The sequence below is a fragment of the Peribacillus huizhouensis genome (assembly GCF_014138605.1).
Lineage (GTDB): Bacteria > Bacillota > Bacilli > Bacillales > DSM-1321 > Peribacillus > Peribacillus huizhouensis.
The window spans coordinates 667,854-687,164 of record NZ_JACJHX010000001.1; the positions used below are offsets into that span (position 1 = coordinate 667,854).

The 19,311-nt window shown below is 37.4% G+C and carries 16 protein-coding genes; 6 read left to right on the forward strand and 10 right to left on the reverse strand.

Features of this window, described 5'->3' with window-relative positions; genetic code table 11:
* The first annotated feature begins 206 nt into the window (after positions 1 to 206).
* The 4 genes from HNP81_RS03050 to HNP81_RS03065 all read left to right on the forward strand — a co-directional run bounded on the left by HNP81_RS03050 (position 207) and on the right by HNP81_RS03065 (position 5,192).
* Complete coding sequence (locus tag HNP81_RS03050) at positions 207 to 2,519, forward strand: ribonucleoside-diphosphate reductase subunit alpha (RefSeq protein WP_182501506.1); 2,313 nt, start codon at positions 207 to 209, stop codon at positions 2,517 to 2,519.
* A gap of 408 nt (positions 2,520 to 2,927) precedes the next feature.
* On the forward strand, positions 2,928 to 3,980 hold the full coding sequence (locus HNP81_RS03055; protein WP_028393292.1) for a ribonucleotide-diphosphate reductase subunit beta: 1,053 nt from the start codon (positions 2,928 to 2,930) through the stop codon (positions 3,978 to 3,980).
* The gene (locus HNP81_RS03060) at positions 3,977 to 4,423 is read left to right on the forward strand and encodes a flavodoxin domain-containing protein (RefSeq protein WP_182501507.1); all 447 of its coding nucleotides are present in this window, start codon (positions 3,977 to 3,979) and stop codon (positions 4,421 to 4,423) included. The genes HNP81_RS03055 and HNP81_RS03060 overlap by 4 nt, the downstream gene beginning before the upstream one ends.
* A 466-nt stretch (positions 4,424 to 4,889) precedes the next feature.
* The gene (locus HNP81_RS03065) at positions 4,890 to 5,192 is read left to right on the forward strand and encodes a DUF3892 domain-containing protein (protein ID WP_182501508.1); all 303 of its coding nucleotides are present in this window, start codon (positions 4,890 to 4,892) and stop codon (positions 5,190 to 5,192) included.
* Between the two features lie 61 nt (positions 5,193 to 5,253).
* Here the strand turns inward: HNP81_RS03065 and HNP81_RS03070 are convergent, their stop codons facing one another.
* Together HNP81_RS03070 and HNP81_RS03075 are read right to left on the reverse strand one after the other, a co-directional pair.
* Complete coding sequence (locus HNP81_RS03070; RefSeq protein ID WP_028393295.1) at positions 5,254 to 5,451, reverse strand: cold-shock protein; 198 nt, start codon at positions 5,449 to 5,451, stop codon at positions 5,254 to 5,256.
* A gap of 209 nt (positions 5,452 to 5,660) precedes the next feature.
* Positions 5,661 to 6,140, reverse strand: a complete 480-nt coding sequence (locus HNP81_RS03075) for a hypothetical protein (protein ID WP_182501509.1) — start codon at positions 6,138 to 6,140, stop codon at positions 5,661 to 5,663.
* Between the two features lie 577 nt (positions 6,141 to 6,717).
* Here HNP81_RS03075 and spx point away from each other — a divergent pair.
* The gene (gene spx / locus HNP81_RS03080) at positions 6,718 to 7,113 is read left to right on the forward strand and encodes a transcriptional regulator Spx (RefSeq protein ID WP_028393297.1); all 396 of its coding nucleotides are present in this window, start codon (positions 6,718 to 6,720) and stop codon (positions 7,111 to 7,113) included.
* A 223-nt stretch (positions 7,114 to 7,336) separates the two neighbouring features.
* Here spx and HNP81_RS03085 read toward each other — a convergent pair whose 3' ends face one another.
* The 3 genes from HNP81_RS03085 to HNP81_RS03095 all read right to left on the reverse strand — a co-directional run bounded on the left by HNP81_RS03085 (position 7,337) and on the right by HNP81_RS03095 (position 10,670).
* Positions 7,337 to 8,758, reverse strand: coding sequence for a HAMP domain-containing sensor histidine kinase (locus HNP81_RS03085; RefSeq protein WP_246399225.1), 1,422 nt, complete (start codon positions 8,756 to 8,758; stop codon positions 7,337 to 7,339).
* Positions 8,748 to 9,440, reverse strand: coding sequence for a response regulator transcription factor (locus tag HNP81_RS03090; protein WP_182501511.1), 693 nt, complete (start codon positions 9,438 to 9,440; stop codon positions 8,748 to 8,750). Before HNP81_RS03090 ends, HNP81_RS03085 begins: the two co-directional genes overlap by 11 nt.
* 309 nt (positions 9,441 to 9,749) lie before the next feature.
* Positions 9,750 to 10,670, reverse strand: coding sequence for a cation diffusion facilitator family transporter (locus HNP81_RS03095; RefSeq protein WP_028393300.1), 921 nt, complete (start codon positions 10,668 to 10,670; stop codon positions 9,750 to 9,752).
* A gap of 592 nt (positions 10,671 to 11,262) precedes the next feature.
* Here HNP81_RS03095 and HNP81_RS03100 point away from each other — a divergent pair.
* Positions 11,263 to 11,481, forward strand: coding sequence for a YjcZ family sporulation protein (locus HNP81_RS03100; RefSeq protein WP_182501512.1), 219 nt, complete (start codon positions 11,263 to 11,265; stop codon positions 11,479 to 11,481).
* 328 nt (positions 11,482 to 11,809) lie between these two features.
* On the opposite strand, the gene HNP81_RS03105 is transcribed toward HNP81_RS03100, so the two are convergent.
* The 5 genes from HNP81_RS03105 to HNP81_RS03120 all read right to left on the reverse strand — a co-directional run bounded on the left by HNP81_RS03105 (position 11,810) and on the right by HNP81_RS03120 (position 19,078).
* Complete coding sequence (locus HNP81_RS03105; RefSeq protein ID WP_182501513.1) at positions 11,810 to 12,403, reverse strand: DedA family protein; 594 nt, start codon at positions 12,401 to 12,403, stop codon at positions 11,810 to 11,812.
* A gap of 671 nt (positions 12,404 to 13,074) precedes the next feature.
* A complete protein-coding gene (locus tag HNP81_RS24220) occupies positions 13,075 to 13,203 on the reverse strand; it encodes a hypothetical protein (protein ID WP_268745211.1) in 129 nt (42 codons plus the stop codon).
* A gap of 348 nt (positions 13,204 to 13,551) precedes the next feature.
* Positions 13,552 to 14,694 carry a mannitol-1-phosphate 5-dehydrogenase gene (locus tag HNP81_RS03110; RefSeq protein ID WP_182501514.1) on the reverse strand — a complete coding sequence of 381 codons (1,143 nt, stop codon included), beginning with the start codon at positions 14,692 to 14,694 and terminating at the stop codon, positions 13,552 to 13,554.
* 5 nt (positions 14,695 to 14,699) lie between these two features.
* Positions 14,700 to 16,790, reverse strand: coding sequence for a BglG family transcription antiterminator (locus HNP81_RS03115; protein ID WP_182501515.1), 2,091 nt, complete (start codon positions 16,788 to 16,790; stop codon positions 14,700 to 14,702).
* Positions 16,791 to 17,170: 380 nt separating this feature from the next.
* Positions 17,171 to 19,078 carry a PTS mannitol transporter subunit IICBA gene (locus HNP81_RS03120; RefSeq protein WP_182501516.1) on the reverse strand — a complete coding sequence of 636 codons (1,908 nt, stop codon included), beginning with the start codon at positions 19,076 to 19,078 and terminating at the stop codon, positions 17,171 to 17,173.
* Between the last annotated feature and the right edge of the window lie 233 nt (positions 19,079 to 19,311).

Below are 19,311 nucleotides of genomic sequence, written 5' to 3' on the forward strand. Positions count from 1 at the left end.
ACAGTACATTCGACAGAACCTTACAAATTCACCTAACTAGATATAGTGACTCTCTAACTTATGTGAGTAAATGAAAAGATCGTCTGCAAACTAACTTTTTTTATTTTGCGAGATTTTTTGATTCACTCACCATGTGAGAAATTACGAATCGGCTTTTTACAAATAACGCTACGATTTTTTGATGTATTTAAGGAGGAGCACTTTCTATGAACCTACCAATTAATAATTCTTTTGCCTTTCCTGATGTGGAAAATTTAACAGAAGATGAAAGTTCACTACAGTTGAACCACCTGTCTAAAGAATTTGAAGGCAAGCTGGACATGGACAAATATAAGAAACGCTTTATGAAGTGGCTTGATCGCCAAGATGGGCCTACAGAAGAGCAAACTTCAAAAAAACTCATCCAAATGGCACTTGAGAGTGTCGACATTGACTCTCCAGACTGGACGTTCGTCGCAGCAGCTGAGTTACTGAACGCCATGTATCGTGAAGCACAGGCTAATCGAGGCTATAAAGGAATGAAATACGGCTCACTTTACGAATTGATTCACTTAATGTCAAGTGTCCAAGACGGGCAACGCTACCCAGTTTATAAAGCTGAATTGCTTGACGCTTATTCAAAAGAAGAAATTGACGAATTAGGCTCAACCATTGATCCTGAAAAAGACAAGCTCTTCTCTTATATCGGTCTCTATTTGTTAAACGATCGATATCTTGCACGCCCAACGAACAACGCTGTCTATGAGTTGCCCCAAGAACGGTTTATGATCATTGCAATGGAAATTATGCGTCTTGAACCGAAAGAATATCGACTGCAATTTGTCAAAGAAGCATACTGGGCGATGTCAAACCTCTATATGACTGTTGCAACACCGACTCTTTCGAACGCGGGGAAAACACACGGACAGTTAAGCTCTTGCTTTATCGACGCAATTGAAGACTCTATTGACGGTATATATCTATCAAACTATGATGCTGCAAAAGTATCTAAATTTGGCGGCGGAGTTGGACTTTATGTCGGTAAAATCCGTTCACTCGGTTCAGACATTCGTGGTTTCTCAGGAAACAGTTCAGGAACAACACCTTGGATTCGCCTGTTTAACCAAACAGCAGTAAGCGTTGATCAGCTGGGACAGAGAAAAGGTGCAATTGCGATCTATCTTGATGCATGGCATAAAGATATTATGAGTTTCCTAGATTTAAAAACACAAAATGGTGATGATCGTCTGAAAGCGCATGATATTTTTACTGGCATTTGCATTCCAGATCTTTTTATGGAAGCTGTAGAAAATCGCGATGAATGGTATTTGTTTGATCCACATACGGTTAAACAAACACTTGGCTTCTCTCTTGAAGATTTTTATGATGAGAAAAAAGGCGAAGGTAGCTTCCGTGATCATTACGCACTTGCTGTAAAAGCAGCCAAAAATGGTGTTCTTCCAAACTATGCTTTTGAAAAAATCAACGCAATTGAAATTATGAAAAGTATCATGATTTCTCAGTTAGAAGAAGGCGTTCCTTACATGTTTTATCGGGATGAAGTGAACCGGAAAAACCCAAATAAACATAAAGGTATGATTTATTGTTCGAACCTTTGTACAGAAATCGCGCAAAACTTAAGCCCTTCTTCAATTACTGAAGAATACGAGACAGAAGATGGCGATGTTGTCATGATTCGTAAGAGCGGTGATTTCGTTGTATGTAACCTCTCTTCTATCAATCTGCCACGCGCTGTTTTAGATGATGTTCTAGACCGACTTATCCCGATTCAAGTACGAATGCTTGATAATGTAATCGACGTAAATAATCTTCCAGTCAAACAAGCAGAAATCTCAAACAAACGGTACCGCGCGATTGGTCTAGGTACATTTGGCTGGCATCATCTGCTTGCAGAGAAAAATATTTACTGGGAGTCTGACGAAGCTGTTAAGTTTGCTGACACACTCTATGAGGAAATTGCTTTTCTAACAATTAAAGCTTCAAATGAGCTAGCAAAAGAAAAAGGTAGCTATCCATATTACGAAGGTTCTGACTGGAATACTGGGAACTACTTCGAACTTAGAAACTACCAAGATGAATCATGGACAGCTTTAAAAGAACAAGTACAAAAGCACGGCATCCGAAATGGATACTTGATGGCAATTGCACCGAATTCCTCGACGGCGAAAATCGGGAATTCAACAGATGGGATTGACCCGCTTTATGAAATTGAATTTTACGAAGAAAAGAAAAACTTTAAGTTCAAGGTAACGGCTCCAGGATTAACGCCATCAACCTATGAATACTATAAAAAAACTCGATTCCACTTATCGCAAAAAGAAAGCATCCGTCATAACGCAGCTCGTCAGCGTCATATCGATCAGGCGATCAGCTTTAACCTTTACGTCCATAACACGATTAAAGCAAAAGATTTACTTGATATACACATGTCCGCATGGAGCAGTGGAATGAAGTCAACTTACTATGTTCGTTCCACTTCTTCTGAATATGATAATGCTTGCGAAAGCTGTTCAAGTTAAGTTAAAAGCGTATGCCTGCTGATTGTCTCAAGGAACATTTATTAGCTATGTGAGTTTTATCGGCAGCAACATATTAGTACACATTCGAGGCTGTCCCATAACGAAAGGGTCAGACCTCACCCTCTATATATCGTTTATATGACTTGTAAAAGACACAATAAATGGTGTATAGAGAGTGAGGTCAAGACCCTTTTGGGACAACCTTTTTATACGAGCTTAATACGAACTTATATTCCCTATCAATGAGTGTTCAATAAGAAAGATCCACGCCAATAAAATTCAAGGAGCGATCATCTACAAAGTCTAGCATTAAACATTCGTCAACTTGTATTTCGATGCAGTCTTTTTCTTTTACTAAGAATTTTTATTGGGATTTTGAACACCCTCTAATAACAAAGGAGCGATTACATGACATACCACATTAATAAGATCCGATTGTTAGAACCTACATATCCTACAAAGGCTACTGGTGTATTCAAAGGGGAAGGTTCAGGTTTCCTCCTGTGGAATGATATTCAGTACGAGAAATTTTATGATATATATACACAATTAATCAACAACTTCTGGAAGCCATCAAGTGTAAGTATGATTCAAGACAAGAAGCAATGGGGCGAGCTAGACGAAGATATTCAAGATGCATTTCTGGATATTATCACGATGATAGCAGGTCTAGATAGTTTACAAACACCGACATTGATCGAATTTTTACGATATGTTAAGGATCCTGCGGTAAAAGCAATCCTGGCAAACATGGCGCAACAAGAGTCCATTCATAACGAATCATATTCTTACATTCTTGCTTCATTAGTTCCTCTTGATAAGCAGAAGCAATTGTTTGATCGAATTAAACAACATCCGCAGGTTATAAAACGAAATAAACCAATTGTAGATGCTTATCAGAAATTCGTTGATGAACCTAGCCCACAACATTTATTCGAAGCTTTAGTTCATTCTACGAATCTTGAAGGCATTTATTTCTATCTTGCATTTGCTTTCTATTACAACTTAGGCCGCCAAAACTTAATGACTGGTTCTGCGACGATGATTTCCTATATTCATCGTGATGAGATGGTTCATTTTGACTTTGTCGGAATGCTGATACAAATTTTAATGTATGAATATCCAGAGCTGAACAATGAAAGCAACACGAAATTTATTTATGAAACATTGGAAAAAGCTGTTGATCTAGAAAAAGAGTGGTCTGAATACATGCTTGAAGACATTCAAGGAAAAGCAGATCTTGATTTAGAAGAGTTTTACGAATACATTGAGTATATTGCTAATAAACGATTGCGCATGCTTGGATTGGATAATCTCTACAAAGAATATCCAGAAAATCCAATGCCTTGGATTAAGACTTTTGATGATGAATCAATTAGATTGACCAAGACAGACTTCTTTGAACAAAAATCTAGAACGTATAGCCAGGTCAATGCAAGTAATGGCTTCGATGAACTATGAAAACAGCAATTGTGTACCATTCTGCGGGCGGAAATACAAAAGCTCTCGCAGAAGCCATTTATTCCTTTTTGCCAGAAGCGAAGCTATTCAGAGTAAAGGATTTTGACCTTAGCACAATTTCTCAATATGAAGGTTTATTGGTTGGTACCTATACTTGGGGCGATGGCGATTTACCTGCAAAAATCATCCCATTGTATGAGGAATTAGAAATTGCTCAAGTATCGCAATTAGTCACAGGGGTATTTGGCACAGGTGAAACAAACTACAATCATTTTTGCGGAGCTGTAAACCGTTTCCGTGACATGCTCTTCGCTAACACACAATTAGCCGTTACCTTGAAGATTGAGCAGATGTATCAAGAATCTGATCTATCGCGAATAAAAAAATTCACGGAAATTTACAAAGAGAAATTAAGAGTTCAACAAAATAAGCTTGTAAAATAAAGTTTTTTCAATAGAGTCAAACCACGCATTCTAACCACAATTGATAGGCTACTTCCGCTTAAATTAGCCTATCAATTGTAGTTGCAGGGTTTGACTCTTTCGTTATGGGAAGCCCCCTAAACCCGCGTTTAACTATCAGCCAGTTTCATTGCGCCTCACCAATCGGGCTTATACTTCAAAATATGAGGCGACTGATGTAGGATCGTCTCCTTTGCTCATGTCCCGTGAGCAACAGAGACGCCATCAAAACCTGTGATAGTCCGTGCATAAGCTTGTAATACTATATCCTTTGTCGTTCTAGGGGCCGCAACTAGAATAGAAATAGGCTGTTGCTATTCCTCTCAACCTGGATGCTAGGAGTCATACTAGCCGTTAATGCGGGATATACAAATGCGAATTTGCTATATTCCTATGTATACATTTTTTGTCTTTGTTTATTCTATGTGTATAGGAGGTGGCTTTCAAAATGGATCGTTTTGAAGATGCATACAATCAATATAGACAGCAAGAAAATACAGATAATCTGATAAATGTAGAGGTTGATCATGGCAAGGAGTTTATTGAAGCTGTTCGGAAAAACGATGATGGTAATATCATAGCTGTCAAAACAAATACTGGCAGAGAGTTAGATTACCCTACCGCTCTATCTGAAGCAAAGAATGGAAAACTTGCTCATGTAGATGTATTTCATAAATATGGACGAGATATTTTACGAAGTGAACCGGACGGGTTAAAAGAAAATAACTTGGATGAGCTACCACATTTTTAACAAGTTCTTCAAACACGAAAAAGGCTCCAAACCGGAGCCTCTTTCTTAGAGAATTCAAAAATTATTTTTGAACGTTTGCAGCTTGTGGTCCACGAGCGCCTTGTTCGATTTCGAAAGAAACTTCTTGACCTTCTTCAAGAGTTTTGAAGCCTTCTCCTTGGATAGCTGAGAAGTGTACGAATACGTCGTCTTGACCTTCAACTTCGATGAAACCGAAACCTTTTTCTGCGTTAAACCATTTTACTTTACCTTGTACCATGTATAGTGCCTCCTGTTTGGAAAAAATCCTTTTATTACTATTCTTGATCTAGGATAATGTCTTCAAGAGGAAACCATATAGGTACTTCCTTCTATGAATCTTATTCCGAACAAAAATAATTGATTATAGTATACCATGTATTTCTTTTAAAAAACAAGGCTATTGCCAAAAAAACTATCGACAATTTCTCCTATTTTTCTACATCTAACTTACTTCTTTTTCCTGAAGCGTTCTTCCATTAAATAACGCTCTGCCTCAATCGGAGATTCAAAGCATTCCTCGATATTAGTTCCAGAATAAATATTCCATAACAAGTCCTCATGAACTAAAGTAAGCTCGTGTTTGTCACGACCAATCCAGGTCCCTACAAGGTGGGCAAATTCCTCTTCTGCTTCTTCCACTTCAGCAAACGGTTCTGATAAGTAATGAAGGCTTGATGCAATAATTTTCTTCAACTCGTCCTCAGAAAAATCTCTAATGTTCACGAACCCTTTCGGCCCTCTCTCTTTCTTAGGCAAATGTCCTGCAAACACAAATCCATTTCCATTCGGATGTAAGTGCTGCACTACAATTTTTTTCTCATGCAAGCTTTCTTCATAATGAAAATTCACTCGTCCAAGCGAAACATTTTTTCTTGTTAATTCTGGAAATGCTTCAATAATCTTTAATTTTTCTTCAAAGGTTAACAAAATCGTTCCTCATTTCATTCATTCAATAGTGTTCGTCGATTATACCATAAATGAAGATGAAAGAATAATTTTCTATAAAGTGAAACTTCAATCTATAAGGGTTTTCTTCATCACCCACTGATTGTTAGACCCGTTCTACTGCTGACTGGTGTAGGAACGTCTCGTAAGCTCGCTCACAGCCTATGATAGTCTGAGCCAAGCATATGCCACAGAGTATTAATGCTTATGCTCCTCTGACAGGCTAGGAGTCACAGCTAGATAAGATTGTTTTCTCTCCCTTCTATTTCTTCACAATTTTAAGGCGGGGATTATACAAGCTATTAAAACAGGAGAAAAGTAGCAAAATTAATTTTTCTTAAAAATATAGAAGTCTGACATGTAGCTGACACAAACAAACGGTAAAGTAAGAGTATCAAGAAAAAGCAAATCAATGTTCTCACCGTAGAACTTAGTGAAAAAGGTAACGTACTTTTCCGATGAGAGTTTCGTAATTTAACAGTTACTTCATCATTAAACAAACAACAACTATACATTGAATAATTAAAACTATTAAATTTTCTAGAAGGAGTCGATTGAATTGGTTACTATTTATACTACTCCAAGCAGCTTAGCATGCAGAAAAGCAAAATCATGGTTAAACAAACACGATATTACCTATACAGAACGCAATTTGTATGCACAACCATTAAGCGTTGAAGAAATTAAGGAAATCCTTCGTAAAACTGAAGGTGGCACAGATGAAATAATCTCAACACGCTCAAAAAAATTCAAAAATTTAAATATTGATATTAATACAACACCATTAAATGAACTTTGCAAGATCATTCAAAAGAACCCAGATTTACTTCGCCGACCTATTATCTTTGATGAAAAGAATTTACATGCCGGCTATAATGAAGAAGAAATGGGACGTTTCCTGCCTCGCCAAGTTCGCCATATTCAATTATGGAGAGCAATTAGTTTGATCAATTAATCCTAACTTTTTATTAAAGAGGCTGTCTTAGTAGACAGCCTCTTTTCATGTTTAAAACATTTTCAATTGTTTCGTTTTCGAAATCTTATCCGTAAAGATGGCATTTGGGATGTCCTAGACCGCAAACACTCTTTACAACCGTTTATTATGCTATTAAAACGTTATAAAGTAGATTGAGATCTGACCCTTTGGTTATGAGACAAGTCTCAACCTTATCTAAATCTTATGTCTCCGCTTTTCTAAGATGAATCGTAAAGGTCGTACCGTTTTCATCGCTCTCTTTTAGTGTAATATCTCCTTTTTGCGCTTTGGAGAGCATTTTACTGAATGGTAGACCTAACCCTAATCCCCTTACTTTGAGCTTCTTCTTCTCACCTCTGTAAAAAGGCTCAAAGACATAATTTATCTCGTGTATTGGGATACCTCGTCCGTTATCTTTCACATCAATTCGAATTTCATTTTCCTCTTCATACAAGCAAACGTCTATTTTCCCATTTTCTACTAACGCTTGTTTTGCATTATTCAACAGATTGATAATAATTTGTTGGAGCCTGAAGGAATCAACATAGCCAATTACAGCTTGATCAGGCACTTGAACGCGTAGATCAAAGTCTTGTTCCTCTTGTGTCATTTTCCAGCGATACGCCATTTCTCGAAGAAATTCCTTAATATCGGTATTTGCCATGAGCATAGTAAATGATCCAGCTGAAAGCGAATTATAATCGAGTAAATCTTCAATCATTCTTTGCAATCGATGGGTCTCTTTAAGTGATATATCCAAAAATTCCTTACTTTCTTCCCCTGTCACAACATCATCTTTGACTGCCTGAATTAAGCCGCTAATAGATGTGACTGGCGTTTTTAAATCATGTGTAACCCCTGCAAGTAATTCGGCTCGTAATTTCTCCATTTGAATTAACCGATTTGTCATTTCTTTGAATGATTCGACCAACTCATAAATTTCCTCTTCTCGTATCTCTTCTTCTTTTAGTTGGATATCATAATTCCCTTCACGAATTTGCGCCGCAGCATTCGCTACATGTTGAATCGGTATCGAGATTTTTCGAGAAAGGGCATAGATAACACCCCAACCAAGAATCAACAGACCACACATCATTACAGCAAGTAGACCATGATCAGTGTTAATTTCATTTAAAGATGCTTCTTCCTGGGCGATAATCACCCATCCTTTTATCTCATCATGATCTATGATTGGAGACTTCACGATATATACTTCGTTTTCTTTTTCAAATTTTACTTTCTGAACCGTTTGTTTATGGGTCATTATAGCAGCTGGAAGTTTACTTGAACTGCTATCAATATAAATTTGAGGTATGGTAGAAATAATTTCCCCATCTGGCTCTACAATGTAAATAATCGGTGTTTTATTTAGATTAATCATTTTTTCCCGTTCTTCAATCGCTTTCGCCAGAACCGGCCCAACAACGATTTGTCCGTTTCCTTTTATTGCACGGTCTGCTGTTTCTTCAGCTAAGTACTTCAACAAATTGAGCCTATATTCTAAAGCAGTCTTTTCCATCCACCAAAACGAAACAGCTGATAATATAAGCAAACCCGTTGTCAGTGTTATTAAGTATCTTGTTGTCCAATAGCGTATAAGTGTCGTTCTTTTCTTAATTTTCATAGACAAGGAGCTGATACCCCATTCCGCGTAATGTTTTTATTTCCCCTTCTGTATCGGGCCAGTTTTCAAGTGATTTCCTTATTCGCTTAATTGCAAGATCAACAGCTCGATCACTACCGTCGTAATCCATCCCCCAAACCTGATCGAGTAATTGCTCTCTCGTAAAAATGTGGTTAGGATGTTTCACCAAGAACATGAATAATGATAGATCACGCGGGGTGAAAGGTATCTCTTCTTCATTTAAATGAACCTGGTAGGAATTAAAATCAATCTTCAAGCTTCCTATTTGTTTAAAATTTGCAGTTTCCTCATCAACAAAAGCGGGGGATCTTCTAAGTACTGCCTGTACTCTTGCAACAACCTCATCAGCTACAAAGGGCTTTGTTATATAATCATCTGCACCAGATTTAAATCCAGACAAGCGATAATCCACATCTCCAAGTGCTGTCAACATGATAACCGGACAAGAGCTACTCTCACGGATATTATCCAATATTGTCCACCCATCCATTCCAGGTAACATGACATCTAGGAGTACAAGATCAGGTTCATGCTCCTTATATGCCGTTAAAGCTTGCGAGCCATCGTATATTTGAATGACTTCATATCCTGCTCGCTGCATATATGCTTTCAACACCATTGAAATGGCGATTTCATCTTCTACAATTAATATCTTTTTCATTACCTTCTTCACTTCCTTGAATAAAAGTATAGTGAATTTATCACCGAAGTGCTAGTCGTTGGTCACAAGTCCTAAGACTATAGCAAAATCCATCAGAAAACTTCGCTCTGATGGACCATTTTAAGACAGTATATAGGACAAATGTGTCAGTATGATGTTAAAATCAAAACCTTTTATACAACATCAGATAAAAAAGAAAAAAGCTAGCAAGAGATAGGACTTCCCTGTTACCGCAACACTAAAGGGTTGTCCCATACATTACGATTTTTAAATGTAGGCAAGACCCTTCGCGAGACAATCTTCAGCCAATCAATTACATGTTTCATGTGGGGTTGGGCATCCTTTATCATAGCATTCGACTTGTAGTGTACTATGCTCAATACTGAATTGATCATGTAGCAATTTTTGCGCTTCATGAAGTACGGTGTCATGACCAACTGTTTTGTCGATAGCAATATGACAACTCAAACTCATATAGCCAGATGTAATAGACCAAATATGTAAGTCATGTACATCCTTAACATGGGCAATTTTTAATAATGCAGATTTTACTTCTTTTACATTCACTTGAGCAGGTGTACCTTCCATTAATATATGGAATGATTCCTTTACGACCCTCCAGCCACTAATAATGATTAAGATCGCAACAATAATACTTGCAATTGGATCAGCAATGCCCCAACCGAAGAAATAGATGATCAGAGCAGCAACAATGGCCCCGACCGAACCGAGCAAATCACCGATAACATGTAAAAAAGCACTTCTGACATTTAGATTTTCTTTATCACCGCTCATTAATATCCAAGCGGCGATAATATTTACAATCAACCCTATCACAGCAATTGTCAGCATGCCGACACTTTGAACTTCAGGCGGGTTTTGAAAACGACGAATTGCTTCAATAAAAATAACAACAGAGATTACGATTAATGTGAGACCATTTAAAGCAGCCGCGATAATTTCAAATCGCTTATACCCAAATGATTTTGATTGTGTCGCTTTTCGTTCACCAAGTTTAATCGCAGCAAAGCTCAACCCTAATGCAGCAGCATCGCTAAGCATATGGCCAGCATCCGATAATAGCGCAAGGCTATTCGTGATAAATCCTCCTATTACTTCCACCACCATAAAAATGGAAATTAATAAACATGAACTCAGTAATGCTTTCTTGTTTGCTGAGTGATGATGGTGATGACCGTGATCATGTGAATGTCCGTGGTGATGCCCCATACTAAATCCTCCTATCCCTAAAAAACATATTTTTATTAGGCCATATTAAAGCTCTTTGTTGATTTTGACACTATGTTGATTGGAACGGAAAGCGTGAGACTCCCGCGGAAAGCGAACACCTTTTGTTTCAATCAACAGGTAAATTTAACAGAGCCTTATATTAAATAAATTACAGCTAAGGACGCTAGATGCCCATCTAAATCGGGCTTACCATCCGTTAATGCGGGATAAATCCAATCATGTTTAGTATGGATGAAAAGAGAATTTGTTTCAACGGAATTGCACAAAACGAATCTGCAATATAATTTCTATAAGTTTGTTACTATTATTCCCCATACATACTTTTTTCGATTTCTCTTGGAATTTGCGTTTATACAGATTCGCAACTTAATCGGAATCCTCATCGAAAAAGACTAATCCTAAATGAAATCTTTTGATCTACTATAGGTCAACCGGTCTTGAACAGCATCATCTAACGCCAATTTTAAAAACAGGCAAACATTTTTGGGTATTAGACATATGATGAATTAGCTTAGATCATTTAATTTTACTAAGCCACTATAAAGCTTTTCAATATTGAGGAGGATTTACTATGTCTTGTGTAGAAGATCGCGATTGCGGTGGATTCAATAATGGTTTTGCTTTAATTATTGTGTTATTTATTCTTTTGATTATTATAGGGTCCAGTGGATTTGTCGGCGGCTTTGGTGGAGGCTTTGGTGGCGGCTTTGGTGGAGGCTATCCAGGGGGTTATCCAGGGGGCCATCCAGGGGGCTATCCAGGGGGTTACCCGGGAGGCTATGGCTGCTAATAAAGGGAAACTTCAATATGCAGTGGGATTCATCCCAATGATTGTTAGTCCCCCACCTACCTTCTTTGTTCCTCATAAGCATGAGGTGTGGGCCTTGACTTCCCATAAATGCGAAATAAACTTAAATAATCATGGAAGGCGCTTGTATACGCGCCTTTCTTCATTGTGTTTCGCTCTAAATCTAATTATTGTTTCGTCGTATGAATTAAGTCCATTTGAAGGGCACTTATGATATATGGGTGAAAAATGCTTCTAAGATAGTCTGTTAGAAAAAGGAAAAAGCTTGCAGAGATAAGAAATGACTCTCTCAACAAGCTAATGTTTCAATTTAGTTTGCTCTCTTCGCTTTCTTTGCCTTCACAAACATCCAAATGATGATAATTGCAATTGGGATAAGAAGAAGGTTTGCATATTGACCGAAGATTGCACCGGCCTTTTCCCACTGAGGACCGAGCTTATAGCCTAGATAAACATAAATAGCTGTGACAGGTAGCATAGCCACATAGGTATATACAATAAACTTCCAAATATTCATCTTCATCATACCACATGGGATAGATATAGCTGTTCGGACACCCGGTATAAATCGTCCGAAAAAAGCCACACTCCCACCGTATTGTTTAAAAAAATGATCTGCTTTATCAATATGTACTTCTTTCACAAGAAAGTATTTACCGAATTTCAAAACAATCGGTCTACCGCCATAACGTCCTAATGCATATAATGTTAAAGGTCCTAACACACCGCCAATCGAACCTGCGAAAATTGCCATATAAAGATTCATATCTCCTTCGTACACCCAATAGCCTGCAAGCGGCAACACAAGCTCTGCTGGTACAAATTCAAAGGTCAAAGCAAGCATGATTCCAAAATAGCCCAAACCTTTAAAAGCCTCGATCATATCCATAATCATGGATTCCATTTGTAATACCTCCATCTTCTAACAATTGCATATTAACCCCCTATGGCGTTAAAACGCCACCATTCATTTACTATGAAGATCCATCAGCACCCTACACTCACCTAATCTCAATGGTGGTGGTGCGGAGCAGGATTTTGGAGTATTTTCTTAATAAAGGTAGTATATTTACACAGTAGATTTGGCTATTTAAGTAGGTCGGGAAGCCCTGTCTCCATGTCCTACATACTAAAAAGGATACCAGACAATGGCATCCGTTTCATTCTGACAAGTAACTGTCACCTATAAAACAATTGTTAGCCAATCTACTCTTCTACGATACGACCAGTCTATACTCTAATTAGAGTATAATATACAAGTCTTTCCGTCAAATCCAAATTACTAGAACAAGTTCTAGAGAGCTATTTTCATAGAATCTTCTCATTTTATTCATAATTTATTCATCTTTATCATATACTATAAAGAATAAGCAACTTACCTTTTTCTCCTTATCTGAATCCAGCAACTTTTGTTGGATTTTTTTATGTAATCTTTGTCATTCCCTTGAGGTTTACATAAGAATAAAAGGGTTAGACTTCAGAACAACTAAACAAAGTAAGATACGTGTATGAAACACTTCATACTGATTTAGAGTGTTAAGCCTGGCCCTTATTATCCCTTTTATTTGACAAACTTTAATCAGCATTCTTGACAACATAAGTTTGCTTAATTTGATTATATTCTTGTTCAGTAATGATTCCAAGTTTCCTAAAGATCGCTGAATACCCAACTATTTTCTTTTGAGTTCGCTGTGAATAAGACATCTCTTTCCCTCTCCTTTTTATATAGAGTATTCGAAAAATGTTTACTTCGTGCAACATAATTGCTACAAGTAATAAAAAGTGGGATTATACTCAGTTTAATAATAGTATTATTAAACCGAAAATTTAACATACTGTTTTCGTCTTACCCTATTAAAAACACCGTCCTTGTTAGAACGGTGTTTTAATAATGAAAATTTTAGGATTAAGGCTCTGTTAAACTTGCCTATTGATTGAAACGTAAGGCGTTCGCTTTCCGCGGGAGTCTCACACCTTCCGCTCCAATCAATATATTGCCAAAATCAACAACGAACTTTAACATAGCCATGATAGAAAAAACTAAACATATATTTATTTTTTTAATACATTGTAATGCTTAATAACTTCCTGCGTAATTTCACTATTTTCATCTAATCCACTTACTTCTTTTAGCACATGCCCGACACCATGTTCTTGAATCATAGCTTGCAATTGTACTGCTTCTTCATCTTCCTTGTTATCAAAAAGCAAAGCTGAAGCGATTGCCTTCGTAAGATTCGTGTAAGATAATCCAGCTTTTTTTGCTTCAGTAGCTGGGCGCACTAGTCGGTCATTTGCTCCAAGCTTGCGAAGAGGTGAGCGTCCCACTCTAGTCACATCATCATTTAAATAAGCATTTTTAAAGCGATTAATAATTTTATTAATATATTGTTGATGCTCCTCTGGATTTAAACCATATCGCTTGATTAAATAGGCACCAGTTTCACCAAGAGTTGCTAGAACTTGTTCGAAAATCCTTTCATCGACCAATGTTTGGTCAATCGTCGACTTATTCTCAAGATAACCAAGATACGCAATTACAGCATGCCCCGTATTCACTGTAAAAAGCTTTCTTTCAATAAATGGTGCAAGTTCTGGAACAATAGTCATCCCTTCAATTGGCGGAATGCTTTCACTTGTTTCTACAACCCATTCATAATAAGGCTCAACTAAAACATCAAGAGAATCTTGATTGTTTTGGATTGGAACAATACGGTCAACAGCAGAATTAAAGAAATAGACTTTTCCAGATAAATTTTCTTTAGTCTCTTCATCTAAACTATCTAATATATAGCCTTTTAATAAGTCTGTTGCCGAGATTTGATTCTCACAGGCAATTACATAAATTTTTTCATCATTTTCTTTAACTCGAGCAGCCAAGCCCTTTGCGATCAATGGCGCAATACGTGGTAGGATATTCGGTCCAATTGCAGTCGTTAAGTAAGTCGCACCTTTTATCGCTTCAATAACTTCATTTTCTTGTCTCATATTATTTAATCCGGATACATTTTCTATCGTTACAGCTTCTTTCTGATCTGTGGCCAATTTAACCTGATACTTCTTCTTCTCATTTAACTGATTAATGATTTGATCCGCAAGATCAATAAACGTTACATGATAACCAGACTGTGAAAAAAGAGCTCCAATAAATCCTCTTCCAATGTTTCCTGCTCCAAAATGTACTACTTGTTTCATTCATATCATTCCCTTATTAAATTAGTATGTAAATAATCTAGAAAAACGGTCTCTAATTTTTCGCGTATCATGTCCTCATTCGACGAGGAGAAAATCATAATTGATTCGTTATTTTCAATTAAACTTGTACTTATCAAACTGACGATCTCCTGCTTACTTACACTTAATTCCTCTGGCGCTAACATTAACAGCAGATTCTTCATAAACATGTCATTGCCGTCCATCCCTTTTATTAGACAAGGCTCTTCTAAATGGGCGATTTGGAAAATCAGCTCATGAACGTTCTCACTCCTACAGTGAAAAAGCGCCATTCCTGTGTTCGGAATACCAAGCCCGCCTTTTCTTTCCCTATCCATTAACAATTCAAACACTTCATTTGGATGAATTAAAAGGTTTTCCTCTGCCGCCATCCATACCATTTCTTCAATGACTTGTTCATAGCCTTTTAAATGAGGTTTCCGATACACTCGAAAATGATTTAGAACAGCAAGGATACTTTCTTGTACGTCCTTCAACTCTTGTAAGATTTCCCTAATCCCACCCTTTGCTACACGGGGCGTGGAAGATTCTGTTGGCGCTGATGTTTTATAATGCTTATTTTTTGTTAATTTCTCGATGTTATTCCGTAAAAACTTCCTGATTGTTAATATATTTTCTTCAGTTAACAGTGGAGATACTAGAATATTATCAATGTCGATAAAAGGAAGCCGGACGGTGGAGATAATCACATCAAAGTTTTTTAAGTTTCCATGCCTCTGAAGATCTTTAATCGAACTTATTTCTACTGTATCAATCTCTGCAATTTCCTTTTTTATTCGGCTTGCTAACATCTTGGAAGTGCCAATACCGGTTGGGCATACGATTAGTGCTTTTATTGATATTGCTTCTTCTCTCATAACGAGAGCTGATCCAAAATGCAAGACAATGAACGCAATCTCATCTTCAGGGAAAAAATCAATTTCTGCAAATTCCTTTTCTACGCTATTTTGTACGGCCATAAATAGAACCGGATATTTTTGTTTGATTTCCTCTTTAAGCGGGTTAAAAAGTCTCATTTGTTGTTTAAGCCGAAACAAAGAAGGTTCCATATGAGCGAGAAGCCCTTGATACAAAGAAAAATCCTTGGTTAAATCTACATGTAACTTTGAAGACACATTTCGGATGAAACTTTTTACCTTTTGACTAAGTACAACACTATCATAAGGAATAGTATCAGCTGCTTGAAGCTTGGAACCTTTAAGAATAACTGCCAAATAAATGAAATCAGATTCTGTAAATACTACTGAGTAATTTTTTTCTAATTCCTTACATATGTTTACGATTAAATTATATTCTTCAGTTAGTTCATAAGAATAGTCTATATAATCTTCTAACAGATAATCAGCTTCTGTTCTTTGCATCGTAATACACATATGAACAATTAATCCGATATAATCGCCATCCGCAAGACGTGTTTGTAAACGATTTAAAGTAGCCATAACTAAACGATCAATAGTAAGAAAATACTCAGGAAGAAAATAATACAAGACCATTTCTTTCGAGTATTTCCCAGTTTGCAATAAAAATAAATTCTCAATAAGTTCTTCACTAAAATACAGTAAGAAGTAGTTTGCCAAGGCTTTTCGTTTATTTACTTCCGTTCCGAAAAGCTCAACCCCTACTCCTCTTTTTCTTGTTATTTGCACATCTGAATGTGTTAGTAACTCTGTTAATTCATCCAAGTAGGCAGTCAATGTTGTAATGCTGACACCTAAACTAGCGGCTAACGACTGGATTTTATATGATTCTTCTTGCAAAAGTGCAATGAGCAGCTGCAGTTTTTTTTCCTCTGGTGTTTCATCAATTGTCTGGATCCCCATTAAGTATTGGATCAGTCGAAATATTTGTTCATTCTTTCCCTCAATCATGAGTCCCTTATCTGAATTACGGACTAAATCAAGCTTATATGACTGGAGAATTTTTTCGATCGCTTTTAGATCGCGATGAATGGTTCTGACACTTACATTTAGATAATTTGCAATAGAAAAAGCAGTATGTTTTCCAGATGTTTTAATAATTAATTCAATAATTGCTTTTTCCCTTGAGGTAATATACATGATACCAGCTCATTTCATTAGAAAAGCGCAAGGCGCAGGTTCCGGCGAAAAGCACAAGACTTAGCAAGCTGCATTTGGAGTGTTCTGCTCCCCAGTTTGTTTGTCTTGTGACTCCAGAGCCGATCGCCGCCTTGCGCTAGAAACCATACTTGTTATAAGATTCATTTCTCATAAATAAAGTGAAACCTCAATCAGTGTGTTCAGTTTCAAACTGGATATTAGTTGAACCAATCCGGCTTTTACGGGCAGTTATCCCCTACCTAATCTTCTTCGATTCCTCTAAGTTTTGAGGCAGGGGTTTACTGCCCGTTAATGCGGGATAAAAGGGAATAGAAAAGCGCATATACATGACACTTTTCTAATACGTTACATAAAATTATTTATTCTTTACCTAAAATATCCATTAATTCTTGGGCTGTTTTCGCTTCAACTAACTTTTCAATATTCTCCATATCGGAACACGTCACAGCTATTCCAGATAATATCTCAAGATGTGTACCATCTTTTCCTGCAATACCGAAAATCAATCGTACTTTTTGGCCATCAAAGTCCACTCCATTTGGTACTTGTAAAACGGTAAAGCCCGATTTAAGGACCGCTTTCTTCGCTTCTTCAGTACCATGTGGGATCGCAACATCATTTCCCATATAGGTTGAAGTCATTTCATCTCGAGCAATCATGGCTTCAATATAACTTTCGTCAACATATCCAGCGTTCACTAATGCTCGTCCAGCGAAGCGAATGGCCTCTTCTTTATTAGCGAACTCTTGATTAAGAAATACATTTTCCGGACGAAGTAAGCTATCATTGTCATACTCACTATCAGGGTTACCAGGTACGACTTCTTCAGCCTCTTCAACGATTTCATGAAGCTCTGCATTGGCAGGAAACTTTAATTGGCTGATTAATCGATCATATTCTGGACTTGATAAGAAATTATCCACTGAAATGTGATAAGCATTCGGTACTTGTTTCTGTGCTCTTGGTGTCAGTTCTTCTTGTGTGATGACAATTTGTGCATCAGACGGGAGATTACTAATAGCTGTATTGGTAACAGCGATATCCATTCCTGCTTCCTTCACTTTCTTGCGAAGAAGAGAAGCCCCCATTGCGCTAGACCCCATTCCGGCATCGCATGCAAAGAAGATTTTATTCACGTTATCCGGCATCGTACCTTGTGAGACAAATACATCTGCAACCGAACTTTTCTTGCCTTTCATTTCTTGCATTTTTTTTGCTGCATCTTCCAGGCTTTCTTCAGTTTGCTTACCTGTTTTCAGAACAAAAGCAGAAATAATAAATGATACAATTGCAGCTACTATGACGCCTGCAAAGTTCGCAATAAACGCACTTGTATGATGTGGAGTAACCGCAGCAATTGCTAGAATACTACCAGGTGATGAAGGAGCGAATAGTCCTCCATTTAAAAGAACTAATGTAAATACGCCACTCATTCCGCCCAGGATAACGGCCAAAAATAACATCGGACGCATTAATATATATGGGAAGTAAATCTCATGGATTCCGCCAAAGAATTGGATAATAGCAGCTCCTGGTGCTGATTTCTTAGCTGTCCCTTTTCCAAAAATACTATAAGCAAGCAAGACGCCGATACCAGGTCCTGGGTTTGCCTCAAGTAGAAATAATACCGACTGTCCAGTCTGTTTAACTTGTTCAATACCAATTGGTGAAAGAACACCATGATTAATTGCATTATTCAAGAACAAGACTTTGGCAGGTTCAATGATGATGCTTGTTAAAGGCAATAATCCTGCCGCTACGAGCCCATCAACGCCACTGACTAACCATCCTGTAAACACAGTAACAGCAGGTCCAATTGCTTTAAAAGATAGAATAGCTAGAATTCCACCAAGTATACCTGCTGAGAAGTTATTAACAAGCATTTCAAAGCCAGCTTTGACCTTCCCTTCAGTCCACTGATCAAATTTCTTGATCGCATAACCGCCAAGCGGCCCCATAACCATGGCGCCAAGGAACATTGGAATCTCTGCGCCTACGATGACACCCATTGTTGCAATAGCCCCAACAACACCACCGCGCTGATCATGTACAATCTTACCGCCTGTATACCCTATTAATAGCGGCAGTAAGTATTTAACCATTGGGTCAACCATCTGACCCAAGCTTTCACTTGGAAAGAACCCTGTAGGAATAAAAAGTGCAGTAATTAACCCCCACGCTATGAAAGCTGAAATATTCGGCATGACCATCGAACTAAGGAAATTACCGAACTTTTGTACAGCTACTTTTATATTAAGTTGAGCCATTTTCTCTCTTCCCTTCATTATTATCATGATTTAATGGTAAAGGACGAGTCTCAAGCATTCAATAACGAAGAAAGCTAACTTTGTCGCGACAAAGGAGACAAAGATATTGTTTCTCAATTGTATAGGTGTTATCCATAAATAGTATTCTTACTTATACAAGAAAAAAACATAGAACAAGACGAACTTCAATCATTTTTTAGACAAAAGCTGTAATTTTGCATGTTATAATGTAT